This is a genomic window from Rhizobium sp. RU33A, assembly GCF_900156055.1.
Taxonomy (GTDB): Bacteria; Pseudomonadota; Alphaproteobacteria; order Rhizobiales; family Rhizobiaceae; genus Allorhizobium.
The window spans coordinates 223,975-247,519 of sequence record NZ_FTMQ01000004.1; the positions used below are offsets into that span (position 1 = coordinate 223,975).

The following is a 23,545-nucleotide window of genomic DNA, read 5'->3' on the forward strand; positions in this document are numbered from 1 at the left end:
GCCGTCAGGCCGAATACACGATCAGCAAATCCTTGGCGTCGATCTGGTCACCAATCCGCACCAGCACTTCCGCAATCGTCCCGTCGCGGTCGGCATGCAGCGCCGTTTCCATCTTCATCGCCTCGATCGAGAGCAAGACGTCGCCAGACTTGACTGTCTGGCCGGCAGAGACGGAAACCTGCGAAATGACGCCCGGCATCGGCGCACCGAGCTGCGCGGTATTGCCGGTTTCCGCCTTACGGCGGACGGCGCTGCCCGAAGCTCCATGGGCGCGATCCGGCACCTTGATGCGGCGTGGCTGCCCGTTCAGTTCGAAGAAAACGGTGACCATACCCTTGTCGTCGGTATGGCCAAGCGCCTGATTGACGATGACAAGGGTCTTGCCCTTTTCGAGATCGAGGAACAGTTCCTCGCCGGCAGGCAGGCCATAGAAATACTGCGGTGTCGGAATGACCGAGACCGGACCATACATGTCGGCAGCCAGTGCATAATCGGTGAAGACCTTGGGATACATCAGATAAGAGGCGAACTCGAAATCTGTGACCTCACGACCGAGCTTCTCCTCGATCACCTTGCGCTCGGCGTCCAGATCAGCCGGCGGCAAAAGCGAGCCCGGCACGGCCGTATAGGGCTCCTCGCCCTTCAGCACCTTCGTCTGCAACGCTTCCGGCCAACCGCCCGGCGGCTGACCGAGATCACCCTTGAGCATCGAGACAACCGAGTCAGGGAAGGCGATGTCCTTCGTCGGGCTTTCGACATCGGCCACAGAGAGATCCTGGCTCACCATCATCAGCGCCATGTCGCCGACGACCTTGGACGACGGCGTTACCTTGACGATGTCGCCGAACATCTGGTTGGCATCGGCATACGCTTGCGCCACTTCGTGCCAGCGAGTTTCCAGGCCGAGCGAACGGGCCTGTTCCTTCAGGTTGGTGAACTGGCCACCTGGCATTTCGTGCAGATACACTTCCGAAGCCGGTCCCTTGAGGTCGCTCTCGAAGGCCGCATACTGCGTGCGAACGGCCTCCCAGTAGAAGGACAGACGACGGATCCAGTGGGGATCGAGACCGGGATCGCGTTCGGAGCCGCGCAGGGCCTCGACGATCGAGCCAAGGCACGGCTGCGAGGTATTGCCCGAGAAGGCGTCCATGGCGGCATCGACCGCATCGACGCCGGCCTCGACAGCGGCGAGCACAGTCGCAGCCGCAATGCCGGAGGTGTCATGGGTGTGGAAATGGATCGGCAAACCCGTCTCTTCGCGCAGGGCCTTGAACAGCACCTTGGCGGCGGCAGGCTTCAAGAGGCCCGCCATGTCCTTGACCGCGATGATATGCGCCCCGGCCTTTTCCAGCTCGGTGGCAAGCGCAGTATAGTACTTGAGGTCATACTTCGGACGGGCCGAGTTGAGGAGATCGCCGGTGTAGCAGATCACTGCCTCGCAGAGCTTGTTCTCCTCAATGACGGCATCCATCGACACGCGCATGTTGTCGACCCAGTTCAGGCAGTCGAAGACGCGGAAGAGATCGATCCCGCCCTTGGCCGCCTGGCGGACGAAATACTTCACGACATTGTCGGGGTAGTTCTTGTAGCCGACGCCGTTCGCGCCGCGCAGCAGCATCTGCAGCAGCAGGTTCGGCGCGCCTTCACGCACCAGCTGGAGACGCTCCCACGGGTCTTCCGTCAGGAAGCGCATGGAGACGTCGAAGGTCGCGCCACCCCAGCACTCGAGCGAGAACAGGTTCGGCAGCGCCCGCGCATAGGTATCGGCGATCCTCGCGATATCATGTGTGCGGACACGCGTCGCCAGCAGCGACTGGTGGCCGTCACGCATGGTCGTGTCGGTCATCAGGATGCGCTTTTCGTTGCGCATCCAGTCGCCGAACTTCTTCGGCCCGAGTTCGTCGAGCAGCTGCTTTGTGCCCGGCTTGATATCGGCGTCGATATAGGGAACGACCGGCTCGGCGGCATCGGCCGGCGGCTTGGGACGACCCTTGACTTCCGGATGGCCGTTGACGGTCACATCAGCGAGATAGGTGAGAAGCTTCGTCGCACGGTCCTGACGCTTCACCTGCTGGAAGAGTTCCGGCGTCGTATCGATGAAACGGGTCGTGTAGGAATTGTCGCGGAAGCTCGGATGGCCGATGATCGCTTCGAGGAAGGTCAAGTTGGTGGCAACACCACGGATGCGGAACTCGCGCAGCGCGCGGTCCATGCGGCTGATCGCTTCCTGCGGCGTGCTGCCCGACGCCGTTACCTTGACCAGCAGCGGATCATAGTAGCGGGTGATGATCGCACCCGAATAGGCAGTACCACCATCGAGACGAATGCCGAAACCGGCAGCCGAACGATAGGCGGTGATGCGGCCATAGTCGGGAATGAAGTTCTGTTCCGGATCCTCGGTGGTGATGCGGCACTGCAGCGCGTGGCCGTTGAGGCGGATGTCAGCCTGCTTGGGCACGCCCGATTCCGGCGTCCCGATCGCGTGGCCATCGAGGATGTGGATCTGTGCCTTGACGATATCGATGCCGGTCACGACTTCTGTGACCGTGTGCTCGACCTGGATGCGCGGGTTGACCTCGATGAAGTAGAATTTGCCGGTGTCGGCATCCATCAGATATTCGACGGTGCCGGCGCCGATATAGCTGGTCGCCTTGGCGATACGGAGCGAGTAGTCGGCCAGCTCCTGGCGCTGCGCTTCGTTGAGATAGGGCGCTGGCGCCCGCTCGACGACCTTCTGGTTGCGGCGCTGGATCGAGCAGTCACGTTCGAAGAGATGCACGACATTGCCATGCGTGTCGCCGAGCACCTGGCTCTCGACGTGGCGCGCACGCTCGACGAGCTTCTCGAGGTAGACCTCGTCCTTGCCGAACGCGGCCATTGCCTCGCGTTTGCCTTCCGTGACCTCACGCAGCAGGTCCTTCGGGTCGCGAATGGCGCGCATGCCGCGGCCACCGCCGCCCCAGGAGGCCTTGAGCATGACGGGATAACCGATCTCTGCGGCAAGCCGATGGATCTCGGCCTCGTCGTCCGGCAGCGGATTGGTGGCGGGTACGACCGGCACGCCGACGCTGATGGCGAGATTGCGGGCGGCAACCTTATTGCCGAGCTGGCGCATCGTATCGCTTTTCGGGCCGATGAAAATCAGACCTGCATCGTTGCAGGCGTCGACGAATTCGGGACTTTCCGACAGGAGGCCATAGCCCGGGTGAATGGCATCGGCGCCCGACAGCTTGGCAACGCGGATGATCTCATCGATCGACAGATAGCTTTCGATCGGGCCAAGATCCCTCTCCAGATGCGGACCGCGGCCAACCTGGTAGCTCTCGTCCGCCTTGAAGCGGTGCAGCGCGAGTTTGTCTTCCTCGGCCCAGATGGCGACCGTTTTCAGACCGAGCTCGTTGGCGGCGCGAAAGACACGGATCGCGATTTCCGAACGGTTGGCGACAAGGATCTTGGATATTGGCAATTCGATCTCCCCAAAACGATATGCCAGGGCATTGTGCACCTGCGAAGAAAAGTCATAGCGCGTTGTTTTAGGAAGTTCAATTTGCCTTGGTCGACCTCGAGAAGATTCCGCTCCTTCTCAGGTCACCAGGCCGAGACGGAACGACAAAGCCACGACATGCTGGCGATTTTTCGCATTCAGTTTGTCCTGAATACCATTCATGTACCAGTCGACCGTATGGTTGGAGATCTTTAGGATCTTGCTGATCTCGTTGGACGTCAGCCCATCTGCGAGGTAGTTCAGCACTTCCATTTCGCGACGTGTCATTCGCGTATCGATCGGCTTTGTCGCTTCTGTCTCGTTCGCATGCCTGAACTCGAGCAGACGCCAGTAGGCCTTCTTCGCCGCTGCATCGAACAGCGTAATCTCCGTCGGCGAGAGATCGACCGGACGTCCCCCGACCGTCATATTGCCCAACAGACCTGTCCGCCCATGAACGGGGAAGATGTAGCCATCCGCCAGCCCGAAACGCAGGCTGTCTCCAAGCATGCGCTCCATCCGCTTGCGATGCGGATCGGCACGGAAAGCGTGCAAAGCGTCGCGCCAGCGGAAGCCAGCATGGGCTTGTCCCAGATAGCGGATCGTCGGATCGATGAGAACGTATTTTTTCGCAATGTAGAGCTGCGGCCACCCCTCGGGCCAGTGACCGCTCAGGACGAGGTTCATCGGGTTCTCGTCCGGCTTCGGCTGGCGAACAACCCCGTAATACTCGAAGCCGTAGCCTCGAACCAGTTTCTCCAGCTCCGAAACAACCTCGGCTGCCGATCGGCATTCGTCGACGATGACAAGGAAATGCAGCAATTGGTTGATATTCACAAAGTCTCTCCAAAATGCGCGTCTAAAATTACCATTAAAAAGCCACGAGCGACGGCTTTTTCAGCCACGCGAAGCAATTTGAACGTTTACCGTCAAAATGGGTTATTGGAAACCTATGGCGACGTGCGGAATTCTAGCTTCGACCGACCATGAAGCGCTGTTCGGCGTCGGTGGGATCTTGCGGCGGCATGGCTGTCGCATTAGGCATCCTTTCTGGCTGGCGGACCGCGCGAGCGGAAATTCGGCGTGTTCGCGACATCAGGCAAAGGTGAACCCAGTTGTCCCTGCTACAAGTTTATTTCAAGGCCCTGAAATACCTTGCAAGTTACAAATTGCGAGTTTCGCTCGTCGTTGCCGCGAACATTGTTCTCGCTGTCATTACGATCCTGGAGCCGATTCTTTTCGGTCGCATCATCGATGCGATCTCGGAAAAGCGGGACGCCACGGGAATCCTGATCGCCTGGGGCTGCTTCGGCGTCTTCAACACGGTCGCTTATGTACTCGTCGCCCGCCAGGCTGATCGACTGGCCCATGGCCGCCGCGCCGATCTGCTGACCGAATCATTCGGCAAGATCATTTCCATGCCGCTCAGCTGGCACCACACGCGCGGCACCTCGAATGCCCTGCATACGCTGTTGCGCGCGGGTGAGACGCTGTTCGGGCTATGGCTGGAATTCATGCGAACCCATCTGGCGACAGCCGTCGCATTGGCCTTGTTGATCCCGACCGCCTTTTCGATGGACGTGCGCCTCACATCGGTCCTGATCATCCTGGCTGTCCTCTATGTCATCATCGGCAAGACCGTGATGAACAGGACCAAGGAAGGCCAGGCCTCGGTGGAAGGCCACTATCACACGGTCTTTTCCCATGTGAGCGACTCGATCAGCAACGTCTCGGTCCTGCACAGCTACAACCGCATCGAGGCCGAGACCCGGGCACTCAAGGAATACACGGCGAAGCTGCTGTCCGCCCAGTACCCGGTTCTCGACTGGTGGGCGCTGGCGGGTGCCCTGAACCGCATCGCTTCGACACTCTCGATGCTGGTCATTCTCGTGATCGGCACGCTTCTGGTCCAGCGAGGCGAGTTGAAAGTCGGCGACATCATTGCGTTTACCGGTTTCGCCGGCCTGATGATCGCCCGCCTCGACCAGATGATCACCTTCATCAACCAGATCTTCGAGGCACGTTCCAAACTGGAGGACTTCTACAAGCTGGAAGACGCCGTTCAGGAACGGGAAGAGCGCGCCGGCGCTGCCGATCTGAAGTCGGTCAAGGGTGATGTCGAATTCCGCGACGTCTGCTTCGACTTCGCCTCGACCACGCAAGGCGTGCGCGACATTTCCTTCCATGTCCGCGCAGGCCAGACGGTGGCGATCGTCGGTCCAACGGGTGCCGGCAAGACCACGCTCATAAACCTCCTGCAGCGTGTCTATGATCCCCAGTCAGGTCAGATTCTCATCGACGGCCAGGACATCGCCAAGGTGACCAGGAAGTCGCTGCGCCACTCGATCGCGACTGTTTTCCAGGATGCAGGTCTGCTGAACCGTTCGATCAAGGACAATATCCGCCTTGGTCGCGAGGACGCGACCGAGGAGGAAATCATCCAGGCCGCCGAAGCAGCCGCGGCGACAGACTTCATCGAAAGCCGCATGATCGGCTATGACACCCATGTCGGCGAGCGCGGCAACCGCCTGTCCGGCGGCGAACGCCAGCGTATTGCCATTGCTCGTGCGATCCTCAAGAACGCCCCGATCCTCGTGCTCGACGAAGCCACCAGCGCGCTTGACGTCGAAACGGAAGCCCGCGTCAAACAGGCAATCGACCGGCTCAGAAAGAACCGCACCACCTTCATCATCGCCCACCGCCTCTCGACCATTCGCGAAGCCGACCTTGTCGTCTTCCTCGACCATGGCCAGGTGATCGAGATGGGCAATTACGATCAGCTGAGCGCGCTCGGTGGTCGCTTCACCTCACTCCTGCGCACCAGTGGCCTTCTGAAGGAAGAGCCAAGCCCGGCAATCTGAGGCTCTCGAAGCCGTTCAGAGGCTATCGAGTCTGTCCAGCACCTCAGTGGCGTGCTTGCGGATGGCGTCCTGCTTGAAGGGATCCATGCGCCGCCAGGTCGCATACATGTTGGAAAGCCGCGGATTGCGCGCGAGCTTCTCTGTGTTGCGGTCGAGGAAATCCCAGTAAAGCGCATTGAACGGACAGGCCTTCGATCCCGTCGTCAGCTTTGGATCGTAGCGACAGCCGCCGCAGAAATTGCTCATCCGGTCGATGTATTTGCCGCTCGCCGCATAGGGCTTGCTCGCCATGATGCCGCCATCGCCATAGAGCGCCATGCCGAGCGTATTCGGCAGTTCGACCCACTCATAGGCGTCGGAGTAGACAGCAAGATACCATTCGCAGACTTGCGCCGGATCGATCCCGGCCAGCATGGCGAAGTTGCCGGTCACCATCAGCCGCTGGATGTGGTGCGAATAGGCATGCTCGATCGTGTCGCCGACTGCACCCTTCATACAGGCCATGTCGGTCCTGGCCGTCCAGTACATCTGCGGCAACGTACGCGAGGCAGAGAGATGGTTGAGGCCGGCATAGTCGGGCATCTCGGTCCAATAGATGCCGCGGACATATTCGCGCCAGCCGAGGATCTGCCGGATGAAGCCCTCGACGGCATTGAGCGGCGCCCGTCCTTCGAACCAGGCGGCCTCCGCCCGGCGGATGACGTCGATCGGCATGAGAAGGCCGGCATTGACGTAGGATGAGATCAGCGAGTGGTAGAGATAGGGCTCGCCCTTCACCATCGCGTCCTGATAGTCCCCGAACGTGGGCAGGATATCGTCGATGAACTGCTGAAGCTCCATCTCCGCCTGATCAGCGGTCACGGCAAAATGGAAGCTGTCGAGCGAGCCCATGTGGCCGACGAAACGCTCTTCGACCAGAGCCAGCACGGACTTGGTGATCGCATCCTTGGTGTGGCTGATCCGCTTTGGCCCCTTCAATCCCTCCGCCGGTGGTTTGCGGTTCTCGGCATCGAAGTTCCACTTGCCGCCGACAGGCTCCTCGCCCTCCAGAAGCACGCGGTGGCGCCGGCGCATGTCGCGATAGAAATACTCCATGCGCAGCTGCTTGCGGCCCTTGCGCCACTCCCGGAAGTCTTCGATCGAACAGAGAAAACGATCATCTTGGCGGATCTCGACCGGCACACCGAGCGCGGCTTCCCAGCCCTGCATCTCGTCCGCCAGACGCCACTCTCCACATTCCGTCACGAGGACGGAGGCTGCGCCGGTGTCGGCAAGAGTGCGGGCAAGTTCGCCTTTCAGGCTCTGCGTGTTCTGAGGATCGTCCAGGGTGACATAACGGACCTGAAGGCCCTTCTCTCTCAACTCCTCGGCAAAGTGCCGCATGGCGGAAAAGAGAAAAGCAATCTTCTTCTTGTGATGCTTCACATAAGTCGCCTCGCTCATGACTTCCGCCATCAGCACGAGCGAGGTTGCTGGATCGGCATCGGCAAGCGCAGACAGCGAATGACTGAGCTGGTCACCGAGAACGAGATGGATGCGCGATGCCTTCACCATTCGATCGGCTGGCCATCGTAGGCGAAGAAGCCACCGGTCTGTGCCGGCTCCAGCCCATCAAGGACCGAGAGCATCATCGCGACACTGTCTGCCGGCTGGATCTTGTCATGTGTCTTGGAGAAGCCGCCGGAAAAGCCGGTATCAACGGATCCCGGATGCAGCGCCACCACAACGCTCTTCGGTCGCAGACGAGCGATTTCGATCGCCGAGGTGCGGGTGATCTGGTTCAGCGCCGATTTTGCGGAGCGGTAGGAGATCCAGCCGCCAAGCTTGTTGTCGCCGATCGAGCCGACCCGTGCCGAAAGCGTCGCAAAAACGCTCTTGCCCTCATTGGAGAGAAGCGGCGCGAAGTGCTTGAGCGCCAGCGCTGGGCCGATCGCGTTCAACGCAAACTGCGCGGCCATCACATCGGCCTGGATCGCCTTGATCGTCTTCTCCGGACCATTGCCATTGATCACGAGCGCACCCGTTGCGCAGAGGATCAGGTCGAACTTGAAGCCCGCTTCCGAAAGTCGCGCGGCCGCAGCGGCGACGGACGCATCATCCGTGATGTCGAACCCGTCAACGCTGCGCGAAAGTTCGATCACACTGCCACAAGTCGGATCGGCCTTGATCGCAGCGGCAAAGGCGCCGCCGATACCGCCACTGGCCCCAAGCACGAGCGCGCGGTAGCCGGGATTAAGGGACGTCATTCCGGAAAAGTCGGTCATCTAAAAACTCCTGCAGGTCTGTGCTACCCACTACGGCAGGCAGCCAGACCGGATCAGGCACAGATTGTCTCAGAGGCGTTCGATGGCGCCGTCGAAAGCTGGCATCGCGCCAGGATCGATCTCCATCAACCGGCAAATCAGTCCCGCAATCTCGCTTTGCTTGAGCACAACATCGAGACCGACCCGGAAACCGACCGTGTAAAACGGCACTTCGGTCTCCTCTGGCGTCGGCCCCGCATGATTGCCGTCGTCACCCATGCCGTGATCGGCGGTGACGATCACCGTGTAGCCGGCCTCGACCCAGTCAGGCAGATGTCGTGCAAGCAAATCCCCCTGCAAGCGCGCTGCATTTCGGTAGCCGACGCTGTTGCCGCCATGCTTGTGGCCGGCATCATCGACATTCATCGGATGGAGCAGGAGGAAGTCCGGCGCCTTGGCACGGATCAGCCATTCGGCATCGGCAAAGAGATGGCTGTCTGGATAGTGGTCGTCCCAGTAGAACAGGCCATGGGTGATATCACCTGTACCGTCGATCAGGACGCGATCGCGATTGCGGTCGAACGGGCAGGAGACATAGAGTTCCGACACCCAGTGATAGGCCGCCGCAGCCGTCACTCCACCCTGTGCGCGAACTCGCGCGAAGAGATTATCCCCCACCGAGCGCCGCACCACGCCATTGCTGACCACGCCGTGGTCCACGGGCCTCCGCCCCGTCATCAACGTCTCATAGAGGGGACGTGACATGGCCGGCAGCTCGCAGGTCAGCTTGCGCACATCGGCGCGGCCCGCAGCCACGAGACCTTCCATGTAGCCGAGACAGGTACGGGCCGCATCGTAACGCAGCCCGTCGAGGACGATCAGGATCACTTTGTTCATGGCGCGCAACTTGCCACGCCGCGCGCCAAAGGCAAGGCCGACTTAGATGATAGGCTTCCCGCCTGTGACGGCGATGGTCGCGCCGGACACGTAACTCGAAAGCGGATCCGCGAGCATCACATAGGCCGTTTGCAATTCGGCCGGTTGCCCGGGCCGCTTCATCGGCACCTGTTGGCCGAAGTTCTTGACCTTCTCTTCCGGCATGGTCGAGGGGATGAGCGGCGTCCAGATCGGCCCAGGAGCTACCGCATTGGCCCGGATGTTCTTGTCCGCCAGCATCTGCGCAAGACCGGCCGTGAAATTCTGGATCGCGCCCTTGGTCGTCGCATAAGCGAGCAGCGACGGATTGGGGCTGTCCGAATTGATCGACGCGGTGTTGATGATCGAACCGCCATTCGTCATGTGTGGAACGGCCGCCTTGGTCAGGTAGAACATCGCATGGATGTTGACCCGAAAGGTGAGTTCCCACTCCTCATCCGGGATCTCCGTGATGTCGTCGAAGGTGGCCTGATGGGCGGCATTGTTGACAAGAATATCGACGCAGCCGAGTTCACGAACCGCGGTGTCGACAATCTCTCTGCAATGATCAGCGTTTTGGATATCCCCTCGGACCAGCACGGCCTTGCGCCCCGCCTTTTCCACCCAGCGGGCGGTATCCTGTGCGTCCTCGTCTTCATCGAGATAGGAAATCAGAACGTCGGCGCCTTCACGGGCATAGGCGATCGCCACGGCGCGGCCGATCCCGCTGTCGCCACCGGTGATGATCGCCTTGAGGCCTTCGAGCTTGCCCGAACCCTTGTAGCTTTCTTCGCCGTGATCGGGCCTCGGCGTCATATCCGAGGTGCGCCCCGGCATCGGGACTTTTTTCTGCGAAAACGGGGGTGTCGGATAGTCCGCCATGGGCTTGCTCCTTGTAGCGATGTCCAAGGGCAAACCGGTGAGCGATGGATGGGTTCCGTGCGAGCCGCACGACAAACGGAAAGGGCCGGCATGACGCCGGCCCTTCAAACATTCGGAATTACCCGCGCCAGGCGGCGACGGCCTGCGGTTTCAGGACGCTCTCGCCAAGCACCGGATCGGCACCCTCGGGGAGCGTCCAGTCTTCCGTTCCGTAGTTGAAGGCGAAGACGAGATCACCGCGGCGACGGATGCGGATCGTATCTGGAACCCGCAGCGTCGGGACATCAGCCTTCTTCGTTGCAAGCTCGAGCACCTCGGCCAGGAGACCAGCATCCGCCCAGCAGGCGAGATAGAGCACATTGCCCTTCTCGGTAAGTGCCGGATCGCCATTGTCGAAGGTGGCAAGCACTGAAGCCGAGGTCTCCAGATATTCGCGCCAGCGGATCGCATGACCCGAAACCGCACCGGAAACGCCATCCGAGAGCCCGGGGCGCATCGAGGAAACCTGGATCACGCGATTGCCCGTCAGGCTGCCGAGCGGACCCGGCGGCAGGTTTTCCGGGATGCGGAAATTGCGGTCGCGCGAACCCGTGCGTGCGCCGATCACCACGACACCTTTGGCCTTTTCGAGCTCGGCCCGCGCCGCTTCAGTGACTTCGGTCATGCACGGCACGACGACCAGCGGATAGCCTTCGAGAGACGCACCGGGACGGACGAAATCGACATTGAGGCCCAGATGGCGCAGGGCCTCATACCAGCGGAAGCAGAGTTCCTCGTAGCGGAAATCCTTGCCCTGCGGCTGGATCATCGTCGACCAGTAGCTCTGATAGTCGAAGACCAGCGCCACGGGTGCCTGGCTCGTTTCGGGAAGTGCGCCAAGGGCGGCGAGTTCGTCCGAAACCTGCATGGCTTCCTTGCCGCCCGGCGACCACTCGTCGAGACCGGGCAGGTTCAGACCCGCATGCATCTGTTCCTGCGCGAAGGGTGCCTGACGCCAGCGGAAATAGCTGACGACATCGGCCCCGTGGGCCAGGGCTTCCCAGGTCCACAGCCGAACCATGCCGGGCTTCGGCACAGGGTTCCACGGCGCCCAGTTCACCGGACCCGGCTGCTGTTCCATCACCCAGAACCGCCCCTTGCCAACGGCGCGGTAGAGATCGTGGTGATAGGGCGCGATATCGGGATGCGAGGTCTCGGCCCAGCGATTGCGCTCTTCTTCGGTGAAGGGGAACTTCTCGACAAAGCCGATCGGATAGCTGTCCCACGAGGCCAGATCGAGATTGTCACCAACCTTGAAGTGGTCGAAATCGGAGACAAAGCCCATGAAGTTGTGGGTGATCCAGCGGTCGGGCGAATGCTTGCGGATGACCTCGCACTGCATCTTGTCGTAGGCTGCGACCTGATCCGAATGGAAGCGCCAGAAGTCGAGACGCGTAGCCGGGTTCGGCTCCGTTACCGTCAGGTTCGGCAGTGCCACGTCTTCGAAGCTTGTGAGCTCCATAGACCAGAAGACCGACCCCCAGGCTTCGTTCAGCTGGTCGGTCGACTGGTAGCGCAGACGCAGCCAGCGCTTAAAGCTCTTCAGATCCTCAGGCCCCCAGGAGAGGGTCGTATCGTGGCAGCCATATTCATTGTCCGTCTGCCAGCCGACGATGCCCGGATGGGTCCCGTAGCGCTTGGCGACGATCTCGACGATCCGGGCGCTTTCCTTCCACCATGTCTCCGAGGAGAAGGTGTAGTGACGGCGCGAGCCGAAGCCGCGCGGACGGCCCTGCTCGTCATAGGGAAGGATATCAGGGCATTCGTCCACCAGCCACTTGGGCGGGGTTGCGGTCGGCGTTCCCAGCACGACTTTCAGGCCCGCTTCATGCAGCACGTCGATCGCCCGGTCGAGCCATTCGAAAGTGAAGGTACCTCGCGAAGGCTCCAGGCGGGACCAGGCAAACTCACCGACACGCACAAAGGAAATGCCGAGTTCGCGCATCCGGCGCGCGTCGGTTCGCCACCGGCTTTCGTCCCAGTGTTCCGGATAGTAGCAGACGCCCAGCATTATCGTGTCAGATCCCCATTGATGACGGCCTTGCCGTCCTTGTCGAACAGATGGCAGGCCTTGGCGTTGATGCCGAGGCGCAAGGTCTGGCCGGGCTTTTCGCTGGCCAGACCATCGGCCTTGACTGAAAGTTCCGAACCGTCGGCAAGCGTGACGAAGAACAGCGTCTCCGACCCCAGATATTCAGCGAGTTTCACCGTCGCCTCGATGACGAAATCACCCTGGCCAGTCGCGTCAATATGCTCAGGCCGCAAGCCGAAGGTCAGTTCGCCGGCCGGAACGCTCGCCCCATGCGTCGGGATCGAGATCTCGACGCCGGGCAGGCGCACAACGGCGACACCGTCAGCAGTCGAGGCCTGAACCTTCAGGAAATTCATCTTCGGCGAGCCGATGAAGCCGGCGACGAAGAGATTGTTCGGGCGGTGATAAAGTTCGAGCGGCGAACCGACCTGCTCGATCTGGCCCGCCGACAACACGACGATCTTGTCGGCCATGGTCATCGCTTCGACCTGGTCATGGGTGACGTAGATCATCGTTGCCTTGAGGTCCTGATGCAGCTTGGAAAGCTCCGTGCGCATCTGGACACGCAGCGCCGCATCGAGGTTCGACAGCGGTTCGTCGAACAGGAAGACTTCCGGATTGCGCACGATCGCGCGGCCGATCGCCACGCGCTGGCGCTGGCCGCCGGAAAGCTGCCCAGGCTTGCGCTGCAAAAGCGGCTCTAGCTGCAGCATCTTGGCGGCGATCGCGGTGCGTTCCGCGATCATCGCTTTCGGATGCCCGGTCATCTTCAGACCGAAGCCGATGTTCTCCTCGACCGTCATGTGCGGGTAAAGCGCATAGGACTGGAAAACCATGGCAACACCGCGCTCGGACGGGCCGATGCTTGTCATGTCCTGGCCAGCGATCGACAAAGCACCGGCGGTAATGTCTTCCAGGCCGGCAATCATTCGCAGAAGCGTGGACTTGCCGCAGCCTGACGGGCCGACGAAAACGCAGAACTCACCGTCCTTGACGTCGAGATCCACACCCTTGATGACGCTGAGCGCGCCGAACTGTTTCTTGACGCCACGCAGGCTTACGTCAGCCATGGGTCTTGCCTCCCTTGATCGGTTCGAGTTCGAGGAGAAGCGCGCTTTCGGGCGTCAGCATCGGCAGCGGCAGGCCGGCAAGTCCGGCACTGGAAAGCGCGAAGGTGACAGCACCGGAAAGCAGCGCTTTCTGGCCCTCGGAGATACGGATGAATTGCGGTTCTGCCGGCAGCACGGTCTTGATCCGCCACTGGCCACCGAACTGGGTGACCTCATCGGGCAGACGCAGAGGTGCCGGCTGTTCGCCCACCATCTGCGGACCCTGGGCAACGATGAGCACGATCTTGTCGGCGGAAGCGGCACCCCAGATATAGCGACCGTCAAGCGGCTCCATGCGGAAGCTGGCGCCCGGCGCGTGGAAGAGATCGCGCAGCCGTTTGTAGGTCTCGATATAGACCTTGAGTTCGTCGCGCTCTTCATCGGTGAGTTCGAGCGGATTGAGCTCGACACCGAGATGATAGGCGATCGCCACCAGGGCCCGGAAGGCAAGCGTATGGCGACGACCGGTCTGGTGGTTCGGCGAGGCCGAGATATGGCTGCCGAGGATTTCCGGCGGCACGAAGACCGAAGCGCCGCGCTGGATTTCCAGCCGCTCCAGCGCATCCGTGCAATCGGACGTCCAGACACGATGGGTGCGCTTCAAGGCACCGTAATCGATGCGTCCGCCACCAGAGGCGCAGCTTTCGATTTCGACATTGGGATGAGCGGCACGAATGCGGTCCATCAGCGCATAGACGGCACGGGTCTGGGCGGCAGTCTTCGCCTTGCCATCGCGACCAGCCGCATGCGTCAGATCGCGGTTCATGTCCCACTTGATGTAGGAGATGGTATGGTCGGACAGCACCTCGTCGATCTTGCCGAAGAGATAGTCGGAGACTTCGGGGCGGGTCAGATCCAGCACAAGCTGGGTGCGCGATTCCAGAATTGGACGCCCTTCGATCGTCAGCGCCCAGTCGGGATGCGCCTTGTAGAGCTCAGAAACCGGGTTTACCATCTCCGGCTCGAACCAGATGCCGAACTGCATGCCGAGCCCTGTGACATGATCGACCAGCGGCTTCAGGCCATCTGGATATTTGCGCGCATCGATATCCCAGTCCCCAAGGCTCGTGGTGTCGTTGTCGCGCTTGCCGAACCAGCCGTCGTCGAGCACGAAGCGCTCGATGCCAAGTTCGGCGGCCGCTGTTGCCTGGGCTTTGAGCGAATCCATCTGGTGATCGAAGTAATTGCCTTCCCAGGTGTTGAGCGTCACCGGGCGCGGCGCCATCCGACCATCTGGCCAGGTCGTCAGCTCCTCGCGAACGAAGGCATGGAAGTCTTCGGTATCCGCGCCTGCATAGGCAATCGGGCTTTCATAGCTTTCGCCCGGACCAAGGATGATCTCACCCGGTTCGAACAGCTCACCGAGATGCACGAGGCGCCGGCCGTCATCGGTCCGGTCAATCACCATCTGGTGGTTACCGCTGAAGCCAAGCGTGACGCCGAAGATCTGGGTCTCGCTTTCGATGAACATCATCGGGAAGCGATCATGCGAGGTACGACCGCGACGATTTTCCTGGATCCAGGTGCCATTGCCGAGCAGCTCGCGCCGCGTCTGGAATTCGCGACCCCAGATGCCGGTGAAGCTCATCACCTGCACATCACCCGCAGGCGCCAGGAAGGTGCCGGCCATGCAGCGGTCGAGCTGATAATCCGTCTCGCCGCGATTGGTCAGCTTCGTCGCCATGGATATGAGGCCTGACGGATGGGCAGTGAGCGTGATCGAGAGTGCGAGATTGGCCACGGGGTCGAGACCAGCGAGAATGGTCTGGTGCCCATCCCGGAAGTACTCCCAATTGGCGAACTGGGCGACAAAGTCGCGGCCGCGACGGTGCCCCGCGATCGCAGGCCAACCGAAAAAGCCCATGCCACCCGTCGGCAGGAGCACGTTCGAGGGCACGGCCACATCCATGCCGTTCACGCGACTGGAGCGCTCGATCTCGAACAGGGGATCGGCTTCCACAGGCTCCGCCCCGAAGGACAGGATCTCCGGCATGCCAAGCGCCGGCAGGCGGAGGGTCAGCGCCAGCTGGCCTGAATCGATGATGACGATTTCACTCATCCCTTGGTCGCTCCGAGTGTGAGGCCGGCAATAAAGTGGCGCTGCATGAGAAAGAACATCGCGACCGGCGGCAGGGCCGCAACGATCGATCCCGCGGATACGAGATGCCATGCGGCAACCCACTGGCCGTTTAGCGAATAGAGACCCGCCGTCACCGGCATGGCGTGCTGGCCCTGCACCAGGACCGTCGCCCAGAAGTAATCGTTCCAGACGAAGGTGAAGATCAGCACGGACAAGGCAGCGATCGCCGGACGCATCAGGGGCAGCACGATGTAACGGAAGATCCGCCATTCGGAGACACCCTCGACGCGCGCCGATTCAATCAGCGCAAACGGCAGGCCCTTGATGAAGTTGCGCATGAAGAGCGTGCAGAAACCGGTCTGGAAGGCGACATGGAAGAGCACGAGGCCCATGGTCGTGTCGTAAAGACCGGCGCGCAGCGTCATGTCGCGAACCGGAACCATAAGGATCTGGAACGGGATGAAATTGCCGGCGACGAACATGAAGAACAGGATCAGATTGCCCTTGAACTTGTAGACCGCCAGCGCAAATCCGGTCAGGCAGGAGAGCGTCACCGCGCCGATCACCGTCGGAATCGTCACCTTGAACGAATTCAGGATGTAGTAGCCGATCGGCGAGTTGTTGAAGACGGCCGAATAGTTCTCGAAACCGGCAAAGCCAGAAGGAATGCCGAAGTAGTTGCCGGCAGCCAAGTCGCCGGCCGGACGAACCGAGGTGATCGCAACGCCGATCAGCGGCAAAAGCCAGAGGACGAGCGCCACCGGCAGCAGGATCTTGTAGGCCGTCTGCGCAAATGGCGAGGCCTTCTGGATCGGAGTGGGGAACATCAGGCGTTCCTTTCCTGGGCGAGCATGCGGACGATGAAGAGCGAGATGAACACCATCATGATCAGGAAGAGCACGACCGCGATCGAAGCGCCGTAACCCATGCGGAAGCCGTATTCCGAGAGCGCCTGCTCATACATGAAGTAGGACAACACCTGGCTCGATCCGTAGGGGCCGCCGGCGGTCATGATGGAGACGAGGTCGAAGGAGCGCAGCGAGCCGATGACGGTCACGACCATGGCAATGAAGGTGGCCGGCGCAAGTTGCGGCAGGATGACGTACCACAGCAGCTTCAGGCCCTTGGCGCCGTCCATGCGCGCGGCCTCCACCTGTTCCGGATTGATGTTGTTGAGACCGGTCAGATAGAGGATCATGCAATAGGCCGTCTGCGGCCAGAGACCGGCGACGATGATGCCATAGGTCACGAAGCGCTCGTCGGCGAGTACGGCGAATTGTTCGCCGGTAACCATTTCCAACAGCTTGGAAAACAGTCCGAAGTCGGGCGCGTAGAACCAGGTGAACATCAGGCCGACAACCACCTGACTGATCACGAAGGGGAAGAAGAACAACGACTTATAGAGCCGAATGCCGGTGACCGTCTGGTTGAGGAACAGCGCGACCGCCAGACCCGCCGGGATCGCAAGAAGGTATAGAACCAGCCAGATGAGATTGTTTTCGAGCGAGACGTAGAAGGAATCGTCATCGAGCAATTCGACGTAATTGCCGACCCCGATCCAGGTCATGGCGCCAAGGCCGTCCCAATCGTGGAAGCTGATCCAGATCGACTGAAAGATCGGGACCAGAACATAGATCACGAACATCAGCATGCCGGGCGCAAGGAAAAGAATCGGCGCGAGCGTCTGCTGATTGCGCTTCCAGAAACCGGAAGCCGGGGAAACGGTGTTGCTCATGGCGGCACCTCTGAAGGATGGGAACGGCAACCGGATGCCATGGGCCCAGGGAGACCCACAGCACCCGGCGCAGGGAGCTCTATGGCTTACTTGTAGACGCGGGCGCGAACCTTTTCGAGGCGCTCCAGGATGGCGTCCAGACGCTCAGGCTTGACCATGAACTCCTGGAAGCCTTCCATGCCAGCCTTTGCCATTTCTGGATCGGCATCGCGATCGTAGAACTGTGCCAAGGCATGGGCGTTCGACAGCATCTCGAAACCGGCCTGGAGGAACGGATCAGCCGGCTTTTCCGACTGGTTGTTCACCGGCAGCTGGCCAAGCGTGGCGTTCATCTTCGACTGCGCGGCCGGCGAAGCAACGAAAGCGAGGAACTTCTTCGCATCTTCCTTGTTCTTCGCACCCGACGGGATGTGGAAGGTGTCCGTCGGCGCCTCTTCCGACATCGGAATTCCAGCCGTAATTTCCGGGAACTGCATGAAGCCGATCTGGTCTTCGGTCAAACCACCGTCCTTCATCGTGGCAACGGCGAAGTTGCCCATCAGATACATGGCAGCCTTGCCTTGGACCATCTGCGGGATGGCATCCTGCCAGTCGATGGCGGCATGGTTTTCGTTGAAGTAGCCGGCATTGACCAGCTCGCCCCACTTTTCGAACACGGCCTTCACGCGCGGGTCGGTGTAGGGAACCTTGCCCGAGGTCAGCTCCATGTGGAATTCGTAGCCGTTGACGCGCAGGTTCAGATAGTCGAACCAGCCGCCCGTCGGCCAGAGTGCCTTGGTGCCGATGGTGATCGGGGTAATGCCGGCGGACTTCAGCTTTTCGCTGGCCGCCAGGAACTCCGCCCAGGTCTTCGGCGGCTCGATGCCTTGCTCAGCGAAGATGTCCTTACGGTAATAGATGCCCCACTGGTAATAGGTATAGGGAACGCCCCACTTCTTTCCGTCGATGGTCATCGAAGGCGCAGCAGACTTCAGATGGTCGTTCAGACCATTGGCCTCCCAGACATCGGTCACGTCTTCAAAAAGCCCAGCGCGGACGAAAGGCTCCATCCGGTTACCAGCGAACCAGGCAACGACGTCAGGCGCATCGGCGGTCAGGAAGTTGCGGATCGCGGACTTGTAGCCCTCGTGGTCGAAATTGTTCCACTTGACCGTGATGTCGGGATTGGCTGCCTGGAAATCCGCGATCAGATCCTCGATCGCCTTTTTCGGCGCCGGGTCGGAATGATTCGAGTTGAGGACGATTTCACCGGCGAACGCGGTGGACGACAGCAGGACTGCACCCAGAGCGATCGCGCTCAGGCTTTTGAAAAAGGTCATGTTTTCCTCCCTATGACCGTTATGCATGGCATTTCCGGAGCTCTAGCCCCGGATCCCACCGGAGCGGATTTCTCAGCTCTGCTTGATCATCCGATTCAAACCCGTAATAATCTACCGAGTTTTTGCGGAAGTTTTCCGGGATCCTAAGATTTGGAACATGTGAAGCCCCTATTGCACGACGAGTCCGTCCCGGTCCATCCGGATCATGACCCGCGACACCCGCTGGTCATCTTCGGCGATCACCGTTTTTGCGCGGGCGAGAACCTGGCGGTTCAGCGCATGGCAGGCCCGCACATGCACAGCCAGATCGAGCTCAACTTCGTTCTATCCGGCCACATGACCTACTGGTTCGATGGCCGTGAATTGACGGTGGACGAGGGACGGCTTTGCCTGTTCTGGGGCATGATCCCGCATCAAGTGATCGATCGACAGGAAGGCACACGATTCGTCTGCCTCTACGTGCCAATGTCCGTCTTCCTCGGCCTGGCAAATCTCAGCCGTTTCCGCGATGCCGTGTTTCGCGGCGCGATGATCGAAGCGCTCGAGATCCGTTCCTGGGACCGTGATATCTTTCAGCGCTGGCGCGAGGAACTTCTGGCTGGCGACGAGAACCTGACCGAGATTGTGCGAAACGAATTGACCGCGCGCGTTCTCAGGATCGAGCGCGACGGCTGGCGGGATCTGCGCGAGGAAGGCTCGGCGATCGCGAGCTTCAACCCCAATGACAGCGAGCGCGTCGAACACATCGAGCGCATGCTGCGCTTCATCGCCGAACATGCGCTCGAAAACATCTCCGCAGATGACGTGGGCAATGCGGTGGGCCTTCACCCGAACTACGCCATGTCGATCTTCAAGCGCGCCGTGGGCCACACGATCAACCAGGCGATCGTGCGCCATCGCCTCGATACGGCTCAATCGCTGCTGATCTCGACCGATCTCTCGATCACCGATGTCGCCTTCGAAAGCGGCTTCGGTTCGGTTTCTCGTTTTTACGAGGCCTTCAATGAACGCTTCGTCGAAAAGCCCAAGGCGTTTCGACGCCGCATGCGCTCGAAAGGGCTGCCCCCGGCCTGAGCCCGCCTTCGGTCAGCGCCCGGCGATGGCCGAAAGCCTGGGCATGGGGGCGCCAGGGCACCAGTCCTGGAAACCGATGATGCGGCGAACGATTTTTTCTGCATGGTTGCCGGCGATATCGCGCAGTCTGTGGTCCAGATAGGGATTGAGAAAACGCTCGAGCGTGGTCGCGACATAGGCCTCGGCCTCGTCGCCAAGACCATGCCGGCGAAAACCAGGGACAACCTCTTCTCGGTAGATCAACTCAAGTTCCGACCGGATCGCGGCGTCGGCAAGAATATCTTTCACGCATTCCGCGTCCGATCGGCCGTCTGTCAGCCAGCGCTCGGCCAGAACCGTATGGCCGAGGTTGAGGATGTGCAGCTTCAGCCGCTCGTACGGCGTCAGATCATCGACGACCTTGACGCAACGGTGCTCGCAGGGCAGCGTCAACCCTGACTGGCGTTCGATCGCCCAGATCGCATAGGGCTCAGCAATCGCCCCAGCCGGCTCGATCGGCTCCGACACGATGCGGTCGACGAGCGTATTTGCCCAGATGACCCGCTCGGAGAGCCAGGAGACGAACGTTGCGTCGGGCGTGTGCCGGCTGGCGAGCTCGACCACCAACTGCCGAAGCACCTGACCGTTTCGGGAAACAAGTTCGCAAGGCAGAATGGTCAATGGCATCCGGCCATCCCGAAACCGCGCATGGAGAAGCGCCAGAAGTTTCATCGGGAAGGAGCGTGGCACGCCATCGACGCTGTCACCGTCAAACAGGGAATAACCCGTATCTCCGGTATTGCTGATCACGACCCTCGCCTCCTCGACGAACACCCGCTTGACCTCGGCCCAGTCACTGGACGTCGAAAGAGATCGCACCACAGATCGTACCCGAAGCGCACGCTCGACCGGTTTCCCATCCTCCAGCCCTCGGATGATCACCGGGAAGCCCTCCGGCGCCGACAGCGCCCCGATCCGTCCGGCGCGTGCCGGATCACCCGATGTTTGCACCACGGTAATCGGCCCCAGTGCCCTCCCTGCCTCCATGGCCTCGCTGACGAAGAGATCGGCATGCGCCTGGAGAAATCGGCTCGTGCCGAATTGCAGGATGGGCGTCGTCATGGCTCAGGCAGGCTCCTGGATGGATTGCAGCAATGTTTCGCGCGCCGATTTCAGGTGCTGCCGGCAGGCTTTCTGGATCGCTGCCGGATCACGGGAAAAGAGCGCGCTGATGTAGTCGAGATGCTCTTCCAGCGCTCGCTGGTTGCGCGCCCGCGCATTCGTCTTGTTCCACTGGTAGTGGTAGTGGAAGACGATCGCGATGATGTCGTAGAAATCGATGATGAAGCGGTTGCTCGAGGCCTTCTGGACGAGCAGGTGAAAACGCTCGTCGAGCTCGGAAAATTCCATGTAGCGGTTGTCGATATCGGCCAACAATGCATGGTGCTGTGCCTCGACGGCCTTCAACTCCGCCCAGGCCGGATGATCCGCCGCCAGATCGACGAAAGCGGCCGCAGAGCGCAGTTCGAACATCTCGCGGACTTCGGTGAGTTCGAGCGCAAACTCACGGGTGAAGCCCTTGAGCACCCAATGGCTGTTCGGCCGTTTCTCTATCAACCCGAAGCGGCTGAAGCGGATGAGGAATTCCCGCACGCTGGTCGTTCCGATACCGATCTCGCGGGCAAGCTCCAGCTCGTTGATCTGCATGCCCGGCTGCGCGCCCCCCGCCAGAATCCGGCGCATGAAGCTTCGCTCGATGATCTCCGACAGCGAATTGGTTTCCTCGTCCGGGAAATAGTCGCCTTGCCCCGGCCTGCGCAGCACCGTCTTGGAGCGCTTGTCCCATGCCACCAGACCGACCTCGCCGAGCCGCGTCAGCACTGCACGCACCGTCGTCCGGCTGACGCTGAGCAGACCGCAAAGCTCCGGCTCCGAGGGAAGTGTATCCGTCTCCTCGATCAGTTTCAGCGTGCGGTTGTAGGCGTCCTTGAAGACGGTGTTCTGCTTGGCCATGGCTCTGCCTGGTTGATGTTATCTGGCGCTTCGGTCTCTTGCCTCTTGGCGCAAGACGTAGCTTCGCGCAACGGAAACCACCGATTGCGGTAGCCCTGCCTCCTCGTGGTCTGGGTCTAAACCTCCCGCTCCTGATCAGAGCAAATTGTTCTTTATCGATATCATACCCATTGACGAGAAACTGTCTATTGCCGATAAAAGACAAAACACAGGATCCGGTACCGCCGGACATATGGGAGAAACATCGGGTGTCGAAACCAGCCTGCATCCTGCTGTCGCAGGACGACAATGTTGCCGTGACCACTGTTGCGATCGAAGCCGGTCATGTCCTGCCGGGCGGCGCGCCAGCAGCGGCGAAGATTGATCCTGGCCACAAGGTGGCGGTTCGAGCCATCCGCCAGGGTGAGCCTGTCGTCAAATATGCCCAGGCGATCGGCCGCGCGACCACGGACATTGCAGCCGGCGACCACGTCCATTCCCACAATCTCGCCTTCGATGAAGACCGCCTCTCGGTGAGCGGCCTTGCCCAGCCCGAAACGGCGACCGCAGCCGACAAGGGCCGCACCTTCATGGGCTATCGCCGCGCCGATGGACGCGCTGCGACCCGCAACTACATCGGCATCATCGCCAGCGTGAACTGTTCCACCACCGTCTGTCGCGCGATCGCGGATGCCGCGAACCGCACCATCCTGCCGCATTACGAGGGCATCGACGGCTTTGTGCCGATCGTCCATGACCAGGGCTGCGGCATGAGCTCGACCGGCGACGGCATGCGCACCCTGCACAGAACGATAGCCGGCTACACAAGACACGTGAATTTCGGCGGCGTGCTGATGGTCGGCCTCGGCTGCGAAGTCAACCAGCTGACGCTTTACGGCCAGAGCGGCGCCGGCGCCTCCAAGCGTCACTTCAACATCCAGGACGCCGGCGGCTCGCGCCGCGCGGTCGAGAACGCTCTTTCCATTCTGAGGGAGATCGCAGCCGAAGTCGGCACGATGCGCCGCGAGCCAATCTCTGTCAGCGAGATCATCGTTGGCCTGCAATGCGGCGGCTCGGATGGCCTTTCGGGCATCACGGCCAATCCGGCGCTCGGCGTCGCTGTCGATATTCTGGCAGGAGCCGGTGGCACGGCGATCCTCTCCGAGACCTCGGAAATCTATGGCGCCGAACACCTCCTACGCAGCCGCGCCGTCAACGAGGACGTTGCCGTCAAGCTCGACGGCCTGATCTCCTGGTGGGAGGCTTATGTCGCCCAGCATGGCGCCTCGCTCGACAACAATCCCTCGCCCGGCAACAAGAAGGGTGGCCTGACCACCATTCTAGAAAAGTCGCTCGGCGCCGTCGCCAAGGGCGGACGCTCGCCCCTGACCGCCGTCTACAATTACGCGGAACGCGTCACCGAACACGGCCTCGTCTTCATGGACACGCCCGGTTACGACCCGGTTTCGGCGACCGGCCAGGTGGCAGGCGGCGCAAATGTGATTGCGTTTACGACAGGCCGTGGCTCCTGCTTCGGCTCGCGGCCCGTGCCGTCCATCAAGCTGACGAGCAACACCGCGCTCTACAAGTCGATGGAAGAGGACATGGATATCGACTGCGGCGTCATCGCCACGGGCGACGCCAGCGTCTTCGGGCTCGGTCGCGACATCTTCGATCTGATCATCGAGACGGCCTCGGGCCAGAAAACCAAGAGCGAACTCTTCGGTTACGGCGACAACGAATTCGTGCCGTGGCACCTCGGTGCCACGCTCTGACCTCGACAACAGGACACCGGATACCA

17 protein-coding genes are annotated in these 23,545 nt (G+C 60.9%); 3 read left to right on the plus strand and 14 right to left on the minus strand.

Translation table 11 applies throughout. The features are described 5' to 3' along the window. Nucleotides 1-4 precede the first annotated feature (4 nt). Both pyc and BW978_RS16380 read right to left on the minus strand, forming a co-directional pair. Nucleotides 5-3,466 (minus strand): pyruvate carboxylase, encoded by a 3,462-nt coding sequence (pyc, locus tag BW978_RS16375; RefSeq protein ID WP_076396912.1) that lies wholly within the window; start codon nucleotides 3,464-3,466, stop codon nucleotides 5-7. Nucleotides 3,467-3,583: 117 nt separating this feature from the next. Next, entirely contained in the window at nucleotides 3,584-4,321 is a 738-nt protein-coding gene (locus BW978_RS16380; RefSeq protein ID WP_076396913.1) for a LuxR family transcriptional regulator, read from the minus strand. A 278-nt stretch (nucleotides 4,322-4,599) separates the two neighbouring features. On the opposite strand from BW978_RS16380, the gene BW978_RS16385 reads away from it, so the two are divergent. Beyond that, nucleotides 4,600-6,345 carry a glucan ABC transporter ATP-binding protein/ permease gene (locus BW978_RS16385; RefSeq protein ID WP_076396914.1) on the plus strand — a complete coding sequence of 582 codons (1,746 nt, stop codon included), beginning with the start codon at nucleotides 4,600-4,602 and terminating at the stop codon, nucleotides 6,343-6,345. 15 nt (nucleotides 6,346-6,360) lie between these two features. Here BW978_RS16385 and BW978_RS16390 read toward each other — a convergent pair whose 3' ends face one another. The 10 genes from BW978_RS16390 to BW978_RS16435 all read right to left on the minus strand — a co-directional run bounded on the left by BW978_RS16390 (nucleotide 6,361) and on the right by BW978_RS16435 (nucleotide 18,699). After that, on the minus strand, nucleotides 6,361-7,899 hold the full coding sequence (locus tag BW978_RS16390; RefSeq protein ID WP_076396915.1) for a cryptochrome/photolyase family protein: 1,539 nt from the start codon (nucleotides 7,897-7,899) through the stop codon (nucleotides 6,361-6,363). Continuing rightward, a complete protein-coding gene (locus BW978_RS16395; protein ID WP_083697616.1) occupies nucleotides 7,893-8,609 on the minus strand; it encodes an SDR family oxidoreductase in 717 nt (238 codons plus the stop codon). Before BW978_RS16395 ends, BW978_RS16390 begins: the two co-directional genes overlap by 7 nt. A 69-nt stretch (nucleotides 8,610-8,678) precedes the next feature. Beyond that, complete coding sequence (locus tag BW978_RS16400; protein WP_076396916.1) at nucleotides 8,679-9,485, minus strand: alkaline phosphatase family protein; 807 nt, start codon at nucleotides 9,483-9,485, stop codon at nucleotides 8,679-8,681. A 42-nt stretch (nucleotides 9,486-9,527) separates the two neighbouring features. After that, on the minus strand, nucleotides 9,528-10,385 hold the full coding sequence (locus BW978_RS16405; RefSeq protein WP_076396917.1) for an SDR family oxidoreductase: 858 nt from the start codon (nucleotides 10,383-10,385) through the stop codon (nucleotides 9,528-9,530). Nucleotides 10,386-10,503: 118 nt separating this feature from the next. After that, nucleotides 10,504-12,435, minus strand: a complete 1,932-nt coding sequence (locus BW978_RS16410; RefSeq protein WP_076396918.1) for a beta-galactosidase — start codon at nucleotides 12,433-12,435, stop codon at nucleotides 10,504-10,506. Continuing rightward, a complete protein-coding gene (ugpC, locus tag BW978_RS16415) occupies nucleotides 12,435-13,526 on the minus strand; it encodes an ABC transporter ATP-binding protein (RefSeq protein WP_076396919.1) in 1,092 nt (363 codons plus the stop codon). The genes BW978_RS16410 and ugpC overlap by 1 nt, the downstream gene beginning before the upstream one ends. Next, nucleotides 13,519-15,624, minus strand: coding sequence for an alpha-galactosidase (locus tag BW978_RS16420; protein ID WP_076396920.1), 2,106 nt, complete (start codon nucleotides 15,622-15,624; stop codon nucleotides 13,519-13,521). The genes ugpC and BW978_RS16420 overlap by 8 nt, the downstream gene beginning before the upstream one ends. Next, nucleotides 15,621-16,472, minus strand: a complete 852-nt coding sequence (locus tag BW978_RS16425) for a carbohydrate ABC transporter permease (RefSeq protein WP_076396921.1) — start codon at nucleotides 16,470-16,472, stop codon at nucleotides 15,621-15,623. The genes BW978_RS16420 and BW978_RS16425 overlap by 4 nt, the downstream gene beginning before the upstream one ends. After that, entirely contained in the window at nucleotides 16,472-17,380 is a 909-nt protein-coding gene (locus tag BW978_RS16430) for a carbohydrate ABC transporter permease (protein ID WP_076396922.1), read from the minus strand. The genes BW978_RS16425 and BW978_RS16430 overlap by 1 nt, the downstream gene beginning before the upstream one ends. A gap of 86 nt (nucleotides 17,381-17,466) precedes the next feature. Then, nucleotides 17,467-18,699: an ABC transporter substrate-binding protein gene (locus tag BW978_RS16435; RefSeq protein ID WP_076396923.1), complete on the minus strand. Its 1,233-nt coding sequence runs from the start codon at nucleotides 18,697-18,699 to the stop codon at nucleotides 17,467-17,469. 171 nt (nucleotides 18,700-18,870) lie between these two features. On the opposite strand from BW978_RS16435, the gene BW978_RS16440 reads away from it, so the two are divergent. Then, nucleotides 18,871-19,773, plus strand: a complete 903-nt coding sequence (locus BW978_RS16440; protein WP_280173597.1) for a helix-turn-helix domain-containing protein — start codon at nucleotides 18,871-18,873, stop codon at nucleotides 19,771-19,773. A gap of 12 nt (nucleotides 19,774-19,785) precedes the next feature. On the opposite strand, the gene BW978_RS16445 is transcribed toward BW978_RS16440, so the two are convergent. Both BW978_RS16445 and BW978_RS16450 read right to left on the minus strand, forming a co-directional pair. Beyond that, nucleotides 19,786-20,874, minus strand: coding sequence for a mannitol dehydrogenase family protein (locus BW978_RS16445; RefSeq protein WP_076396925.1), 1,089 nt, complete (start codon nucleotides 20,872-20,874; stop codon nucleotides 19,786-19,788). Between the two features lie 3 nt (nucleotides 20,875-20,877). Then, nucleotides 20,878-21,765 (minus strand): GntR family transcriptional regulator, encoded by an 888-nt coding sequence (locus BW978_RS16450; protein ID WP_076396926.1) that lies wholly within the window; start codon nucleotides 21,763-21,765, stop codon nucleotides 20,878-20,880. Between the two features lie 248 nt (nucleotides 21,766-22,013). Between BW978_RS16450 and BW978_RS16455 the strand changes: the two genes are divergently transcribed. Beyond that, complete coding sequence (locus BW978_RS16455; RefSeq protein ID WP_076396927.1) at nucleotides 22,014-23,519, plus strand: UxaA family hydrolase; 1,506 nt, start codon at nucleotides 22,014-22,016, stop codon at nucleotides 23,517-23,519. The last annotated feature ends 26 nt before the right edge of the window (nucleotides 23,520-23,545 follow it).